Annotated in this window: 11 protein-coding genes and 4 pseudogenes; 3 read left to right on the forward strand and 12 right to left on the reverse strand. The window is 69.1% G+C overall.

Translation table 11 applies throughout. The annotated features are described in order from the left end of the window. Positions 1 to 130: 130 nt before the first annotated feature. The 9 genes and pseudogenes from ASD13_RS17800 to ASD13_RS06450 form a co-directional block, all read right to left on the reverse strand. Positions 131 to 709 carry a DUF7507 domain-containing protein gene (locus ASD13_RS17800; RefSeq protein WP_157535601.1) on the reverse strand — a complete coding sequence of 193 codons (579 nt, stop codon included), beginning with the start codon at positions 707 to 709 and terminating at the stop codon, positions 131 to 133. Between the two features lie 17 nt (positions 710 to 726). Continuing rightward, a pseudogene (locus tag ASD13_RS17805) lies at positions 727 to 890 on the reverse strand (DUF7507 domain-containing protein); the annotation flags it as partial. Between the two features lie 46 nt (positions 891 to 936). Next, positions 937 to 1,200: pseudogene (locus ASD13_RS17810) on the reverse strand (DUF7507 domain-containing protein); the annotation flags it as partial. Positions 1,201 to 1,203: 3 nt separating this feature from the next. Then, positions 1,204 to 1,279: pseudogene (locus tag ASD13_RS17815) on the reverse strand (hypothetical protein); the annotation flags it as partial. Position 1,280: 1 nt separating this feature from the next. Then, positions 1,281 to 2,699: pseudogene (locus ASD13_RS17820) on the reverse strand (DUF7507 domain-containing protein); the annotation flags it as partial. A 385-nt stretch (positions 2,700 to 3,084) separates the two neighbouring features. Next, on the reverse strand, positions 3,085 to 4,674 hold the full coding sequence (locus ASD13_RS06435) for a carboxylesterase/lipase family protein (RefSeq protein WP_055867223.1): 1,590 nt from the start codon (positions 4,672 to 4,674) through the stop codon (positions 3,085 to 3,087). 27 nt (positions 4,675 to 4,701) lie between these two features. Beyond that, positions 4,702 to 5,376 (reverse strand): GAP family protein, encoded by a 675-nt coding sequence (locus ASD13_RS06440; protein WP_055867226.1) that lies wholly within the window; start codon positions 5,374 to 5,376, stop codon positions 4,702 to 4,704. A 50-nt stretch (positions 5,377 to 5,426) separates the two neighbouring features. After that, complete coding sequence (locus ASD13_RS06445; RefSeq protein WP_055867229.1) at positions 5,427 to 7,169, reverse strand: hypothetical protein; 1,743 nt, start codon at positions 7,167 to 7,169, stop codon at positions 5,427 to 5,429. Beyond that, positions 7,166 to 7,843, reverse strand: coding sequence for a response regulator (locus ASD13_RS06450; protein WP_200935120.1), 678 nt, complete (start codon positions 7,841 to 7,843; stop codon positions 7,166 to 7,168). The genes ASD13_RS06445 and ASD13_RS06450 overlap by 4 nt, the downstream gene beginning before the upstream one ends. Positions 7,844 to 8,025: 182 nt before the next feature. Between ASD13_RS06450 and ASD13_RS06455 the strand changes: the two genes are divergently transcribed. Both ASD13_RS06455 and ASD13_RS06460 read left to right on the forward strand, forming a co-directional pair. Further along, positions 8,026 to 9,117, forward strand: coding sequence for an ATP-binding protein (locus tag ASD13_RS06455; RefSeq protein WP_055867232.1), 1,092 nt, complete (start codon positions 8,026 to 8,028; stop codon positions 9,115 to 9,117). A 46-nt stretch (positions 9,118 to 9,163) separates the two neighbouring features. Then, complete coding sequence (locus tag ASD13_RS06460; protein ID WP_127482181.1) at positions 9,164 to 9,709, forward strand: hypothetical protein; 546 nt, start codon at positions 9,164 to 9,166, stop codon at positions 9,707 to 9,709. Between the two features lie 15 nt (positions 9,710 to 9,724). Here the strand turns inward: ASD13_RS06460 and ASD13_RS06465 are convergent, their stop codons facing one another. Further along, complete coding sequence (locus ASD13_RS06465) at positions 9,725 to 11,509, reverse strand: 2-isopropylmalate synthase (RefSeq protein WP_055867239.1); 1,785 nt, start codon at positions 11,507 to 11,509, stop codon at positions 9,725 to 9,727. Positions 11,510 to 11,709: 200 nt separating this feature from the next. On the opposite strand from ASD13_RS06465, the gene ASD13_RS06470 reads away from it, so the two are divergent. Further along, entirely contained in the window at positions 11,710 to 12,378 is a 669-nt protein-coding gene (locus tag ASD13_RS06470) for a FadR/GntR family transcriptional regulator (RefSeq protein WP_055867242.1), read from the forward strand. 32 nt (positions 12,379 to 12,410) lie between these two features. Here ASD13_RS06470 and ASD13_RS06475 read toward each other — a convergent pair whose 3' ends face one another. Both ASD13_RS06475 and ASD13_RS06480 read right to left on the reverse strand, forming a co-directional pair. Further along, positions 12,411 to 14,000 carry an amidohydrolase gene (locus ASD13_RS06475; protein WP_055867247.1) on the reverse strand — a complete coding sequence of 530 codons (1,590 nt, stop codon included), beginning with the start codon at positions 13,998 to 14,000 and terminating at the stop codon, positions 12,411 to 12,413. Then, positions 13,997 to 15,232: a hypothetical protein gene (locus tag ASD13_RS06480; RefSeq protein WP_055867250.1), complete on the reverse strand. Its 1,236-nt coding sequence runs from the start codon at positions 15,230 to 15,232 to the stop codon at positions 13,997 to 13,999. Before ASD13_RS06480 ends, ASD13_RS06475 begins: the two co-directional genes overlap by 4 nt. Positions 15,233 to 15,347: the final 115 nt, after the last annotated feature.

Below are 15,347 nucleotides of genomic sequence, written 5' to 3' on the forward strand. Positions count from 1 at the left end.
CGCTGGGGGTGCGGGGGAGCGGCGGCAGACGACGCCGATTCGCAGCTGCGACCTCTCATGAACAGCAAAGAAGGGAGGGAGTGGGATCGACTCCCACTCCCTCCCTTCTGCTAGAGGATCCTGCCCTCACTCACGATCGGGAGAATCTCGATCCCGACCTCACCTTGAGCGCTCCTCCGAGCACGAGGAGGAAGGCGGCTGCAAGAAGCGCAGCCCACAGGGGCTCCGATCCCGTGGTCGCCAGCCCGGAGAACGGGGGAACCGCGGGAACCTTGACCGTGGAGGGCGGCGATTCGATCGGCGGGCCCGTGGGCGGGACGCCGGTGGCGGTCGCCGTGTTCGACAGGCTTCCGGACTGCAGATCAGCGCGCGTGACGACGTAGGTCGCGGTGAACGTGGTCGACGATCCCGGGGCCAGAGTGGCTACGGACGCCGGCGTGATCGGTCCCAGCTGACCGGAACCGGTGAACGAGCCTTCCTTGACCGTGACGCCGGTGAGCGTCGTGTTGCCGGTGTTGGTCACCAAGAACGAATAGGTGATTGTCTGACCGACAGTGGACACGCTGGGGCGGTCGACGGACTTCACGAGGGAGAGTCCGGGGGCGGGGATCGAGGGGACCTCGACTGTGGAGGGCGGGGACTCGATCGGGGGGCCCGTGGGCGGGACGCCGGTCGCGGTGGCGGTGTTGCTGGTGGTTCCGCGGTCGATGTCGGCCTGGGTGAGCNGTGGAGGGCGGGGACTCGATCGGGGGGCCCGTGGGCGGGACGCCGGTCGCGGTGGCGGTGTTGCTGGTGGTTCCGCGGTCGATGTCGGCCTGGGTGAGCGTGTAGGTCGCGGTGAACGTCGTGGATGCTCCCGGTGCGAGAGTGGCGACGGACGCCGGGGTGATCGCCCCGAGGGTGCCGGAACCGGTGAACGCGCCTTCTTCGACGGTNGGTGAACGTCGTGGATGCTCCCGGTGCGAGAGTGGCGACGGACGCCGGGGTGATCGCCCCGAGGGTGCCGGAACCGGTGAACGCGCCTTCTTCGACGGTGACGTCGGTGAGGGTGGTGTTTCCGGTGTTGGTGACCAGGAACGAGTAGGTCAGTTCCTGACCGACTTCGTAGGAGGCCTCATCCGACGGGGTCACGGACTTCACGAGGGAGAGTCCGGGGGCGGGGATCGAGGGGACCTCGACYGTGGAGGGCGGGGACTCGATCGGGGGGCCCGTGGGCGGGACGCCGGTCGCGGTGGCGGTGTTGCTGGTGGTTCCGCGGTCGATGTCGGCCTGGGTGAGCNGGTGAACGTCGTGGATGCTCCCGGTGCGAGAGTGGCGACGGACGCCGGGGTGATCGCCCCGAGGGTGCCGGAACCGGTGAACGCGCCTTCTTCGACGGTCACGTCGGTCAGGGTTCTGTTGCCCGTGTTCGTCACCAAGAAGGAATACGTCAGTGTCTGACCGGCCGCCGAGACGCTGTTGCGGTCAGCAGACTTCACCAGGGACAGTCCCGGCGCGGGGATCGAGGGGACCTCGACCGTGGAGGGCGGGGACTCGATCGGGGGGCCCGTGGGTGGGACACCGGTCGCGGTCGCGGTGTTGCTCGTGGTTCCGCGGTCGACATCCGCCTGGGTCAGCGTGTAGGTCGCGGTGAACGTGGTCACCGCTCCGGGCGCCAGCGAGGGGACGGATGCCGGCGTGATCGGTCCCAGCTGACCCGAGCCCGTGAACGCGCCTTCCGTGACCGAGATGTTCGTGAGCGTCGTGTTTCCCGTGTTGGTCACGACGAACGAGTACGTCAGCTCCTGGCCGACCTCATAGGTTGCTGCATCCGCCGGGTCGACCGACTTCACCAGCGTGAGCTCCGAGCACAATCCGCTGTCCTGGGGTGAGGTCGCACCGAAGAACGGCAGTCCCGTCGCGGCGATCGTGGTGAGCGGCACAGGCGAGGTGGAGGGCACGACGGGTACGGTCGCAATCTCGTACAGGTCACCGTTGGACCCGGCGAGATAGATCTTTCCGCCGCTCTGAGCGGCGCCGAAGGACTGCGGCACGGTGCCGACCTGAGTCACCGAGAAGTCGGGGGCGATGCGGAACAGCGAACCTCCGGACCCCGTGGAACCGACAGCGAGGATGTCTCCATCCGCGAGGGAGAGGAAGTCGCCGGCTGAACCGAAGCCCGTCGGGAACATGGCCTGGAACGGTGTGGCGACACCCGTCGTCGGGTTGATCTCGAAGATCATGCGGCCGGTTTCCCCATTCGGTGCGGCACCGACGAGAAGAGACCCGTCCGGCAGCGCACTCAAGGCATTCGCGAAGTAGGCAGTGGCGGGCAAGCCGGTGACGGGAACCGATGCGATCTCGGCTCCGGTGTCGGGATTGATCGTGTACAGGACCGTCGGGGTTCCCGGAGCGATGCCGTAAAGCGTGACACCATCGCCCAGGAACGCGATGTCTGTGTAGGAGCGCGCAAGCGGGACGCTCGACACGAGGTCACCAGTCGTCGAGTACTTGTTGAGCTCGTTGACGGCGCCACCGGTGTTGGCGTAGATGTTCCCTGGCGTGCATACCGCCGCGGCCTGCGCGGTCTGCGGGGACCCGATGACGTTGATCGTGGTCAGCATCGCGAAAATCATCGCGAGCACAGCGATGACGGCCGCTCGGCGCTTTCCTGGAGACTCGCCGGTGTGCGCAGCGAGGGCGCGACGATCGTTGTTCATTTTTCCTCCCCTGGCCGGGGCGGAACCTCAGCTCCGCCGCCGATCCCCCTGTCGCGGGCGCCAGATGATCCGACACCCGTTCGCGCCAGTATATCGATCGACTTTGGCGCGGCAAGGGCCGATTGTCGCACCTGGACCACAGGCGTGGAGCTTTCGACGCGCTGCCGTGGTCCGCGTTCAGCCAGGCAGGTCCGCTGCGCGAGAACGAGGCGGCGGCGGTCCCTCTCTGGCCCTGGGGAGACCTCGAGGGACCGCCCGGGCCCGCTAAGTTGGGGGACTCCGCAGGCCCGTTGGCCGCGATGACTCAACGGCTATGCGGCCACCATACTGACGCGCGGTGAAGAAAGAAAGAGGACTGCTGCCACGGCTCGTGTCCTGAGCGCGCTCAGCGGAAGTCGAGCACCTCGTCGCCCCAGGCTGCTCGCAGCGGTGCATCGAGGTCGGCGACGAGGGTGTCCTGCCGCTCGATCACGAGAGTCTGTCGGCTGCTGTCCGTTTCGTCTGCGGAATAGGGTGCCCACGCAGGCGCGTCCTTCGCCATCGGGGAATCAGGGCTGCGTCCGTGAGCGAAGGCCGTCCAGCGCTCCTGCATCCGCACCGAGATCTCCTCGGCGGCTCGTCGACCGCCCAACCGGAACGTCGGATCCTTCGGTCCGCTCGACAGGTTGCCCCACAGGTACGGCAGCTCGGTCGCGTGCGTCGCCCCGAGGCCGAGCAACCGCAGGAAGGGTGCGGCGTGATCGAACCGGTACAACCACACATCGGCGACCGTGCTGTGTCCTTCCGCGATCCACAGGGTGGGCATGCGGAAGCCTATGTCGCGGGCGATGCCGAGCCCCACGGCGCGCTGCCGCACGTTCTCATACGCCGTCTGCACCTGGGCGACGGCGGGGAGGGTGATCGTCGGATTGTTCTCGGCCATGTCGGTGAACATCTGCCTGATGCGATCGTCGGTGATCGGGATGAGAGGCGACTTCATGAACTTGAACAGCGACGCCTCGTCCTTGTTCGTCCCGATCAGGAGAGGAACCTGGATCCCGCGTCCCTCGCGCAGGACCGTGACCGGCGCCTCCGGAATCAGCTCGCCGTCGATGACGGGCGCGAAGGCGAGGGTTCCCGGGGCCTCGTCCGGCACGGCCGCGTACACGCTCATGCTCGCCGCCACGATGTCATCGACGGATGCCGCGCGCAGTGCCCCCGCGACTGCCGCAGCATCCGTCGAATCGATGCCCAACTCATGCACGAACCGGGCGGCGACGTCACGCGCTCGCTCGGTGCCGTACATGCTCGAGGCGGGGGAGGACTGCGCGATCGCGCGCGTGAACAGGCCTTCAGCAGAAGGCGTCGCCAGCAGCGTCGTCACGAGCCCCCCTCCCGCGGACTCCCCGAACACCGTGACCCTGCCTGCGTCGCCCCCGAACGCGGAGATGTTCGCCTGCACCCAGCGCAACGCGAGCAGCGCGTCCTTCACGGCCAGGTTGCGATCGAAACCCCCTTCGGGCAGGAGCCCGGCGAGATCCAGAAAACCGAAAGCGCCGAGTCGGTAGTTGACCGTCACGACCACGACTTCGCCGCGCGTCACGAACGAGGTCGCATCGAACAACGGCTGGCTCGACGATCCGAAGGTGTAGGCACCTCCGTGCAGCCACACCATCACCGGCAGCGGGGTCTCGCGTGGCTCCGACGGCGCCCATACGTTCAGCACGAGGCAGTCCTCGTCCATCACCGCATCATCACCCAGGGGCACTGCGGGGTTGGGCTTCTGCGGGCACACGTTGCCGTACGCGGTGGCATCGACCTCGCCCGCGGCAGCCGGCGCAGCGACGGGATCACGCCAGCGCAGCCGGCCGACGGGCGCTTGAGCGTAGCGGATTCCGCGCCACGAGCGCACGGCGCCGGTTGCCGTGCCGCGGAAGGCTCCGGCCGGAGCCGTGACCACCTGCGTGCCGTCGAGGGGGCGGGACTCGTCTGACATGTGCGCTGCTCCTGACATGGTCGTGGTTCAGATCAGATGACGGATGACCTGGGCGGCTTCGTTCGCGGCGAGGATCGCGAACAGCACCGTCATGATGATGGCGTTGTGGGCGATCATCTCGGTCTTCACCCGCTCGAGTGCCTTCGTGACGGCTGCTGAACCGCTGGTCGCGACGCTGGCCGCGACGATGAGCGGCAGCGAACCGACGACGACCAGTGCGAGGCACAGCCCTCCTGCCGCGAGCAGGGGGAGATGCGCTTCACCGATCAAGGCACCGCCCTTCAGCGCGAGCGGGATGTTCTTCGTGTTGGTGACCGCCATGATCAGGCCCAGAGCCGCTGCCTTGGCCGGGGTGACGGAGTCGAGCGCCGCGAGCCAGGCCGGCGCCTTCGGCGGTTGCCCGTGGCGCGGACGCGAGAGCCAGCTCGCGATGGCGAGGGCCGCGAAACCGAGCGTGAGCACGATCGCGAGGATGAACGACACGGTCTTCGCGGTATCGGACGGGGAGGCCGAGGAGGAGCCGGCGGAGGTGAGGGCACCGACGACGATGAACACGAGGGAGACGCCGATGAACACCGACGCATAGGCGGGTGCCGCCGTGCGTCCGCGCGGAGCGAGGATGATCGCCACGATGGCCACGATGGGCAGCGGCGAGATGAGCATGCCCACCGCCAGTGGGAGGAGATCGTGCAGCTGGTTCACTTCGCGTCCGTTCGTCTTCGTGTGCCCTGCGGAGCGGGGCGAAGACGACGTTACGGCTGCGGGGTGCGCGTCTGAACGCGATGTTCGGCTGACACGACAGCCGGAACGGAGGAGAGGGCGAAGGAGGCCTCGAGGGTGACCCCGTCGGGGATGCGGATGAGGCGGGCGCCGAGTTCCTGCATCCGGGAAGAGGCTCGAAGTCGTGCCCCGGGAGCTGCCGCACCGGCCGAGGAGACGCGAACACGAAGCCGGGGCCCGGCGCCGGTCGTCACGCGGTGGAGCGACACCGCCGCCCGTCGCTCGCTCGCGTGTTTGGCGGAGTTCAGGAGCCCCTCGGCGATGACGTCGTAGCAGTCTCTCGCCACCCACGGCGCATCCTGCAGCGCCGAGCGGGCGGCCTCGTCGATGTCGATGCGAAGGTCGATGACGTGCGCCCAGGTGTCGAACAGCGCGGTCAGAGAGACGTGGGCTGAGGGACCGGGTGCCGCGGTGAAGGCATCGGGCAGGCGTCCCACCACCGCGGCGAGGTCGCCCTGCAGGAGCTGCACCTCGTCCAGGGTGGGTGTCGGGTGAGCGAGCGCGAACACGATGCAGGCTCCCTGGGCCTCGGCGTGCAGAAGGTCGGCAGCGGCGCGGAGGCCTTCGCGAGTGGGGCGTGTACCGGCACGGGCGAGGTCCTGGGCGGCGGAGACAGCGCTGGAGAGTCGGTGCTGCTCACGGCGGAGGCTGTGCAGGACGCCGGCGCACGACGCGGCGGCGAGCGCGAAACCGACGTACGCGATCGCGGACACGGCAGCCAGGAGCGGTGTCACCCCTTGCGCGACCGCGAGGGCCGCGAGCGCGACGCCGACGGCGAGGGAGAGGAGCGCGAAGAGCCAGGAGGCTCCGTGAGGGATTCGGGTGATCGTGCGGCGACGGGGCAGCAGATCGGCCAGCACGCCTCCCGCGGCGAGCGCGGCGACCCCGATGAGCAGGTCGAGCGGTGTCTGCGTCCGCGCCGCATAAGGGAACAGGCACGCCGCGTAGACGAGGGTGACCATGCCCGGTGGCGGCACACGGAACGGGAGGCGTCGCCGTGCGGGTCGGGCGAGGGGGACACCGTCGTCGGAGAGAGCGTCGTCGGCGCTGCGCGGGCCTGCCGTACCCTTCGCCGCGGAGAGCTCGGCGAGGCGGTGGCTCCATTCGCGGATCTGCTCGCCGCCGAGACGGCGGACGCCTGCGGATGTCGGTTCCAGATCGACGATCGCCGCATCGAGAGTCGCTCGCGCCCGGTCGACGAGGTGGCCGGCGTCAGTGGCGAACACCTGCGCGTCGTCTTTCGCCCGAGCGAGCTCCTGGGCGACGGATCGCAGCAGGGCGTTCGCTCGACGCAGCGATCGGAGCGAGGATTCGAGCACGGCGAGGATGCTCAGCACGACCGCCCAGACGACGATGTTCGTCGCGATGCGGAACGGCAGCTGATCCGTAGGCGGAGTGGGAAGGCCGCTGAGGTGGAGCCAGCCGTCCTGCACCACAGGACGCAGTGTCGCGCAGATGATGATCCCGGCGATCACGATGGCGGTGCGCGCCCGCCTCGTGCGGCTCCACCGTTCCAGCGCGGCGACGACGGCGAGTGCGGCGCCGAAGCAGAGCCAGGTCGCGCCCGTCGCCGCGAGCGCGTTCAGCGGATCGACGCCGTCTCCTGTCGGGGCCATGACGGTCAACGAGAGCGGGAGCGAGGCGGCGATCGACCAGGGGGTGAGGAAGCGGCCGCTGCCGACCGCGCGACCGGCGGCGCGGAGGAGATTCCTCATCGAGCGGGACCGAATGCGGCGAGATACAGCCCCGCCGCCGCCACGCGCGCGTTCACGGTCGGGTCGCGTGTCACCTCGAGCCGCGCGAACAGTCGGCTGATGGACCGTTCGACCGCACGCACCGTGCCGCCGGTCTCGACGGCGATGCGCTCATTCGACCATCCGCGGGCGATCATCGCGAGGATCTCCAGCTGATGCCGAGTGAGGGCGCCGAGGGCGTCGACCGAGTCTGCTTCGGGAGGTGCCGGCGTCGGATGCGTCGACAGGGCGCGCTCCAGCGCGGAGAGGAGAGTCTCTGGTGAGTCGAGGTCCTGCTTCGCGACGAACACGGCATGCTCGATGCCCATCGCCGTGGCCCCCGCGGCGGCGCGAGGGTAGCTGCTGAGGAAGACGACCGCGATGTGCGGTGCGAGCTCGACCAGCATGGCGGCCAGGTCGGCTCCGGACGGGCGGGAGCCCAGGTCGATGTCGGTCAGCAGCGCGTCCGGGTCGAATTCGGTGAACAGCCGTGTCGCCTCTGCGGCATCGGAGGCTGCGGCGGTCTGGAAGCCGTGGCGCTCGAGCAGGTCGCACACCAGCATGCGCAGGGCGCCCTGATCCTCGACGACGAGCACCCGTCGTCTCCACTCCGCGCCCACGTTGTCACTGTAGTGGAGCGCGGGCGCGCCGATCATGGTCGAAATGCGAGAAACCGGTCGGTTTCCGGGCGTGCGGCCGCCCTGCGGGAATCCGCGGCATCGCATGTTCGCACTGGTGCGCACGAGCGCGACCGAGGATGATGTCGTCCACCGGCCTCGGAGGAGGAGGCGCCTCGGCCGGGCAGAACGATGACGACAGTGAAAGGCCTATCGGAGTGATGACGAACCTCACCATCGGAGCGGCGCTCGAGGACCCCGACGCGTCGGTCGACCTCGATGCGCGACGCTTCAACCGGCACACCTTCTGGGTCGGGCAGAGCGGCAGCGGCAAGACCTATGCGCTCGGTGTCGTGCTCGAGCAGCTCCTGCTGCACACCGAGCTGCCGATGCTCATCCTCGACCCGAACGGCGACTTCACACGCCTGCCGGAGACGCGTGCTTCTGCAGGCGTGGTGGATGCGGACCGGATGGCGGAACTCGACATCCGCGTCTTTCGCTCCGGTGCCGGCGAGGGCGAGCGTCTGCACGTGCGCTACGTCGATCTCGCCCCGGCGTCGAAAGCGGCCGTTCTGCAGATGGACCCGATCGCGGATGCGGAGGAGTACAACGCCCTTCTGCACGAGGAGCGAGACGCTCGTACCTTCGACGGACGGAACATGCTCCCGGGGCTGCGCGCATCGGGAGACCCCGCACGGGTGCGGCTGGCGAACCGGATGGAGAACCTGCAGGTGCTGGAGTGGGCACTGTGGTCGCGCGGTGCAGGATCGGTCGTCGACGTGATCGAAGAGCGCCCGCGGGCGACCGTGCTCGATCTCGGCGGATTCGAACACCCCGCGGAGCCGAAAGTCGCCGCCCTCGCCGTGCTCGAGCACCTCTGGGCGCACCGTGAGGAGCGTCGACCCGTCCTGATCGTCATCGATGAGGCTCACAATCTGTGCTCGCCGAACCCGGAGACGGCGGTCGAGCGCGCTCTCACCGAGCAACTCGTGCAGATCGCCGCCGAGGGACGCAAGTTCGGGCTCTGGTTGCTGCTCTCCACGCAGCGACCGACGAAGATCCACCCCAATGTGCTCTCGCAGTGCGACAACCTCGCGCTGATGCGCGTCAACGCACCGCGGGACCTCGCCGAGCTGGCCGAGGTCTTCGGCTTCGCCTCTGAGGACGCCATCCGCAGGTCGGCGGACTTCGTGCAGGGGCAGGCCCTGTTCGCCGGGGGCTTCATCGCGGCCCCGACCTTCGTGCAGATGGGGGAGCGGATCACCGAGGAGGCAGGAGGCGACGTGAAGGTCCCGCTGCGCGTCGAGGGATGAGGGGACTCGGATGCGGCGACGGCGCCGAGGATCGGGAGGGACGGCGGTGACGGACAGGCGGAGAACGGCTGCGGACGACGGGATCCTCCGGGTGCATCAGGCGCTGCGGTCGGGATTCGGCACGGAGGCGGCCGTCTACGGCACGATTCTCGTGAGCGGTCTGGTGGCGGTGTCCTCGGCGCATGGGGAGACATCACTGGTGGTGCTCGTGACCGTCGCCGTCACCGTGCTGGTGTTCTGGGGCGCACATGTCTATGCCGGCACCGTGGCCAGGGTCAGCGATCGGGACGAGCGCGAACAGGGCGAGACCGTGGGCGTGCGCGCGGCGTTCGCGGCCTCGGTGAAGCACTCCCTGGGCATGCTCAGCTCCGCCACGGTGCCGGCGGTGTTCCTCCTGGCCGGCACGACCCGCGCCATGCCCGACGGGCTCGCGAACGATCTCGCCCTCTGGTCGGGCGTCGTCATCCTCGCCTTCCTCGGCTACGTGGCCTTCCTCCGTCGGGGCAGCCCCTTCCTCACGCGCATTCTCGGCGCGCTGGGCACGGCGTCTTTCGGGCTCGTGTTCGTGGTCCTCAAGGCCCTCGTGCACTGAGTCGGGCGCGACGCGTCAGGCCGTCTGGTCCGCCCTGATGCGGTTGGCGGCCGCGATCACCGCGGACAAAGTCGAGGCGAGGACCGACCGGTCCCGCCCCGCCGACCAGGTGCCACCGTCGGAAGTGCGGTGTTCGAGGAGGGTCAGCGCCTCGCTGTCGGCGCCGGATCCCACGCTGGTCTGGTGCAGGCTGACGACGTCGATCCGGATGCTCTGAGCGTCGAGCGCCGCGGTGAGCGCCTCGACCGGACCGCCGCCCCGATGAGTGGTCGTGTGCTCGCGCCCGTCGATGCGCAGGGTGATCCGCGTGCGGGAATCCCCGTCGGCCTCGGCGGTATCGTACGAGGTGATCGCGATGCAGGCGTCGACATCAGCGCGGAGGTAGGCCTCTTCGAACACTCTCCACAGTTCTGTCGCCGTGACCTCCGTGCCGGTCGTGTCCGTGTGCTGCTGCACATGTCGGGCGAAGTCGATCTGCAGCCGACGAGGCAGTTCGATCCCGAACTCGGTCTCCAACAGGTAGGCGATGCCGCCCTTGCCCGACTGCGAGTTCACGCGGATCACCGCGTCGTAGTCACGGCCGATGTCGGCGGGGTCGATCGGCAGGTAGGGGACCCGCCACTCGATCTCGCTCTCCTCGCGTCCCTCGGCTGCCGCGCGGGCGCGGTGTTCGGCGAAGCCCTTCTTGATCGCGTCCTGGTGAGTGCCGCTGAACGCCGTGTGCACCAGATCGCCGACGTACGGGTGACGGGCATGCACCTCGATCCGGTTGCAGTGCTCCACCGTGCGGCGGATCTCGTCGATGTCGGAGAAGTCGATCATCGGATCCACACCCTGCGCATGCAGGTTCAGGGCCAGAGTGGCGATGTCGACGTTGCCGGTGCGCTCGCCGTTGCCGAAGATGCAGCCTTCGACCCGCTGTGCTCCGGCCAGCACCGCGAGCTCGGCGCACGCGATGCCGGTGCCGCGGTCGTTGTGGGGGTGCACCGAGAGGATCACGGCATCGCGGCGCGCGAGGTTCTTGTGCATGTACTCGATCTGGTCGGCGTACACATTCGGGGTGGCGACCTCGACCGTCGCCGGGAGGTTGAGGATCACCGGACGCTCCGGCGTGGCGTGCCAGAGGTCGGTCATCGCGTCGCAGATCTCGATCACGTAGTCGGGCTCGGTCAGGTTGAACACCTCGGGGGAGAACTCGAATCGCACGTTCGGCATGTCTCCGGCGAGCTCCCACACATCGCGTCCGCCTGCCAGGATCAGCTGCTTCAGGTCTTCGCGCTCGCGGCCGAGCACTACGCTGCGCCAGGTCGGTGCGGTCGCGGTGTACATGTGGATCACGACGGGATTGGCGATGCCCTGGATGGACGCGACGGTGCGTTCGATGAGGTCCCGGCGCGCGGGAGTGAACACCACGACCGTGACGTCATCGGGGGCGATGTCGCCCTCGGCGATCAGCCGGACGAAGTCGTAGTCGGTCTGCGATGCCGAGGGGTATCCGACTTCGATCTCCTTGTAGCCCATCGTCACCATCAGCTCGAAGAAGCGACGCTTGCGTGCAGAGTCCATCGGCTCGGCGAGCGCCTGGTTGCCGTCGCGCAGATCGACCGGCACCCACAGCGGGGCTGCGGTCAGCCGATTCGCGGGCCAGTCCCGCTCGGTCTGGGGCACCTCCACCCGGGAGTGGACGTCGCGATAGCGGTGCGACGGCATCGAGGAGTGTCGTTGCCGGTTCCAGGAGGGAGCCTGGAGGGGCACGGGGCCGGTGGGGGTGCAGATGCGGGGGAACGATGTCGTGGTCATGGCGGTGCGGGTCCTTCGTCGGGAGTTGCGACCGGCACACGTTCGACCCCACGACGGGGAGCCGGTCCGGCTACGCCCCGCCGTGGCGGCGAAGAAGGTGCTCTGACGAGAACATGGCTAGACTGTAACACAACTCCTCAGACAAGTAGACAAATTTAGCCGGATGAGATGATCTCAGGTGGAGAGAGCGGAGTCGACGCATGGCACAGGTCAGACGTGCACCCTTGGCGGACCAGGCTGCGGAGCTTCTGCTGGAGCGCGTCCGCGCCGGGGAATGGGCACTGGGGGAGAAGCTCCCTGGCGAGACGACGCTCGCCCCGCAGCTCGGCGTCGGCCGCTCCACCGTGCGCGAGGCGATCCGCCAGCTCGCCGGGCGCGGGGTGCTGGCCTCGCGACAGGGCGCTGGCGTGTTCGTGACGGCGCTCGACTCCCCGGAAGACTGGGACGCAGTCCTGCGCAAGGCCGGCATCGCCGCGGTGATCGAGGCGCGTATCGCGATCGAGACCGAAGCCGCGGCGCTCGCCGCCGTGCGACGTACCCCTGCAGACCTGCGCAGCATCCGTCGCGCCCTCGCCGATCGTGGAGCGCAGCGGTCCGACATCGAAAGCCATGTCGATGCCGACACCGCGTTTCATCGGACGATCGTCGCCGCCTCGCACAACCCGGTACTCCTCGATCTGTTCGACAGCTTCACCCCCCGGCTGCGCGAGTCCATGATCGAGATGCTCCGCCTCCGTCGCGAGTTCGGCGACGATGCCGACCACGACGCCCATGCCGAGCAGGTGGAAGCGATCGCCGACCGTGATGAATCAGCTGCATCAGCGCGCAGCCGCGCTCATCTCCTTGCCCTGCGTGACGCACTGGCGTAACGCGCCGCCGGAGTGTGAGGGGCTGCCGAGCGCTAGGCCTCGTGCACCGTACGGCCCGCGATCACGGTCCGGACCACTCGGGTCGTGAGCAGGGTCGCCGGTTCCGCCGCGAACGGGTCGACGTCGAGAACGGCGAAGTCTGCCGCGTGGCCGACCGCGATGCGACCGCGCCAGCTCCCATCGCCGATCGACGCCGCCGCATCCCGAGTGGCGTGCGCGATGGCTCGCTCGAGTGGGAGGGCCTGTTCCGGGTGAACCGCCGGTGTGCCCGGAGTCAGAGCCGAGGCGCGGGTGGCCGCGACGTACAGGTTGGCGAGGGCCTCGTGCGGCGCTGTCGGTGCATCGGTCGAGAAGGCGAGAAGCGCACCGGCCTCCTCGTATTCCGACCAGGCGAAGGCGCGGTCAGCGCGCTCGTCGCCGACCTGTGCCGCCCAGTTGGCGAAGATCGCGGGGTCGGCGTGCACGGGTTGCATGGATGCCGTCACCCCCAGCCGCGCCATCCGCTCCGCCGTCCCTGCCGCCGCGAACTCGAGGTGCTCGATCCGGTGACGGCGCGCGCGCTCGCCGTTCACGGAGATGGCATGCTCGATCGCATCGAGGGCGAGCGCGCTCGCCGCGTCGCCGATCGCGTGCATCGCGATCTGCAGTCCCGCGGCATCGGCCGCCGCGACGACCGGCAGCAGTCGTTCGGCAGGCCAGATCGGCTCGGCGTTGGTGCCATCGGCATAGGGGGCGCCCATGGCCGCCGTGCACGCGTCGATCGTGCCGTCGAGCACGAGCTTGATCCCGAGCACCCGTACCCCCGCCGTCATTCCCGAAGCGTGGGTTGATGCCTGTCTGACCTGTGCGAGGTTCGCGGCGTCGTCTCCGGTGTTCGCGACGAACCAGTGCGCGGCGATGCGCAGCGGGAGCCGATCGCGCTCGGCCGCTCGACCGAGCGCGGCGAGCCCGAACTCGTCGAAGGCCATGTCCACAGCGCCGGTCACACCGGCGGCGAGATAGGCGGACACGACCCGCTCGACCGCCGCGTCCCGCTGGGCATCGGTCGTGGTCGCGTCACGATGAGCCCACGCGTACAGCTGCGCTGCCGTCTCGTACAGCATCCCCGTCGGCTCGCCGAGCGCGTCGCGCGCGATGCGTCCACCGATCGGGTCGGGGGTGTCGCGTGTGATCCCCAGCTCGGCGAGGGCCGCCGTGTTCACCCAGCAGGAGTGGTAGTCGTTCGCATCGAGGTAGACCGGAACGTCGGCGACGACCTCATCGATCATGGCCGCGGTGGGCTCACCGCCGGGGATCGCGTCGAACAGCCAGCCGCGTCCGCGCAGCACGCCGGGCGCTGTGCGTCGCGCGGCGAGCAGTCGGCGCTGGATCTCTTCGAGCGAGTGCGCATCGGTGAGTCCGACCTGTCCGAGCGCCTCGCCCATCATGAGCAGGTGGGTGTGCGCGTCGGTGAAGCCGGGAAGGACGATGCGACCTCCCAGGTCGATCGCGGCGTCGGCGGGCGGCGCGGAGTCCTCGGTGCCGACGTGGATGAACTCCTCGCCGTCGACGACGAGGGAGTCCGCCCAGCGCGACTCGTCGCCGGTGAAGATGCGGCCGTTGCGGTAAAGGGTGCGGGTCATGCGTCGATCTCCTGTGCGGTCATGCGTTCCAGACGCGTCGATACGAGGGCGATCGCCCCGGCGGGCACGGCCAGGACGAAACTCGCGACGCCGAGAGCGATCGCGAAGCCCTGGTATCCGAGAGCGCCGACGAGCGCGGCGCCGATGACGGGAGTGAGTGCCGAACCGACGAGGTAGACGGCGAGCAGAGGGCCCGACCAGCGGCCGTCGGCGTCGAGCGCCGCCGATGTCGACACGAAGTACATGAACGCGATCGCGTACACGGAGTTCCAGATGATGAACACCACGATGAAGGTGGTGGGGTCGGTCACGAACCCTTCCACGATCTTGAGTGCGCCGCCGGCGATCAGCAGGATCACGAGGGGGACGGCACGCCCGAAGCGCGCTCCGACGATCATCAGCAGCAGTGAGCCGAGCAGTCCGCCGGCCGTGGCGCCGCTGAGCGCGATGCCGAGTCCCTCGGGTGTCAAACCGGCCTGCTCCGCGCCCATGATGCCTGCCATCGCCCAGAGCGAATCCTCGCTGGCCGCCCAGAGCGCGAACACGAGAAGGAGCCCGAAGCCGGCGAGGGTGACGGTGCGCGAACGGGCGGGAGAGGTGCGGATCGTCCCGGTCGGGGGGATCTCGATCGGCATCGCCTCGGCGACGGCCGCTCCCGCCTGTGGAGCGACGACCGGCGCGGCGGGGAGCCACGCCGAGGCGACGAGTCCGATCAGGTTGAACAGCGCGAGGGCGCCGAAGACATCGATCGGAGCGAGGCCGATCAGGGGGATCACGGCGAGTACCACCGTGATGATGCCGCGGTTCGCGAGCCCGTTGAAGCCGGCGACCCTGTCCGGGTTGCGGAAGGCGGCGAGCGCCGCGCCGGACGCGGCGACCGCGCCACCGGCTCCGGCCCCGCCGAGGAGGAGTCCCGGAAGCATGGCGGCGGGCGCGAGGGCCGCGATCGTGAAACCCACCACGGCGAGACCGAGGCCCGCGCGTGCGACGGCCCGGCGATGCACGCCGGCGCACAGGGGGGCGATCGCCAGGCCCGTCACCGCCGTGAGCAGGAGCGTCGCAGTGACGAGCCAGCTGGCGGCGAGGATGTCGAGGCCCAGCCCCGTCTGCGCGGCGGTGATCATGTAGGGCGACAGGTTGACGCCGAGGTATCCCGCGATTCCGACGGCGAAGGTCGCCGTCGCTGTCGGGAATCGGAGGGGGATTCGCGTGCGGAGATCGAGAGTTGTCATGGGGCTCCAGGGAGTCGGCACGGCATTGTGCGCGGAGGGGAAGTCGGCGGACGTGCATCGGATGGGGCACGACGTCGTAAACGAATGGTGTTCGTAAACGAATGGTGTTCATTAT

Origin of the sequence: Microbacterium sp. Root1433D1, assembly GCF_001426835.1 — a bacterium.
Classification (GTDB): domain Bacteria; phylum Actinomycetota; class Actinomycetes; order Actinomycetales; family Microbacteriaceae; genus Microbacterium; species Microbacterium maritypicum.

Coding starts and splice junctions, on each gene's coding strand:
- ASD13_RS06435 (WP_055867223.1), bottom strand. CDS start 4,674: ATGTCAGACGAGTCCCGCCCCCTCGACGGCACGCAGGTGGTCACGGCT.
- ASD13_RS06445 (WP_055867229.1), bottom strand. CDS start 7,169: ATGAGGAATCTCCTCCGCGCCGCCGGTCGCGCGGTCGGCAGCGGCCGC.
- ASD13_RS06450 (WP_200935120.1), bottom strand. CDS start 7,843: ATGATCGGCGCGCCCGCGCTCCACTACAGTGACAACGTGGGCGCGGAG.
- ASD13_RS06455 (WP_055867232.1), top strand. CDS start 8,026: ATGACGAACCTCACCATCGGAGCGGCGCTCGAGGACCCCGACGCGTCG.
- ASD13_RS06465 (WP_055867239.1), bottom strand. CDS start 11,509: ATGACCACGACATCGTTCCCCCGCATCTGCACCCCCACCGGCCCCGTG.
- ASD13_RS06470 (WP_055867242.1), top strand. CDS start 11,710: ATGGCACAGGTCAGACGTGCACCCTTGGCGGACCAGGCTGCGGAGCTT.
- ASD13_RS06475 (WP_055867247.1), bottom strand. CDS start 14,000: ATGACCCGCACCCTTTACCGCAACGGCCGCATCTTCACCGGCGACGAG.
- ASD13_RS06480 (WP_055867250.1), bottom strand. CDS start 15,232: ATGACAACTCTCGATCTCCGCACGCGAATCCCCCTCCGATTCCCGACA.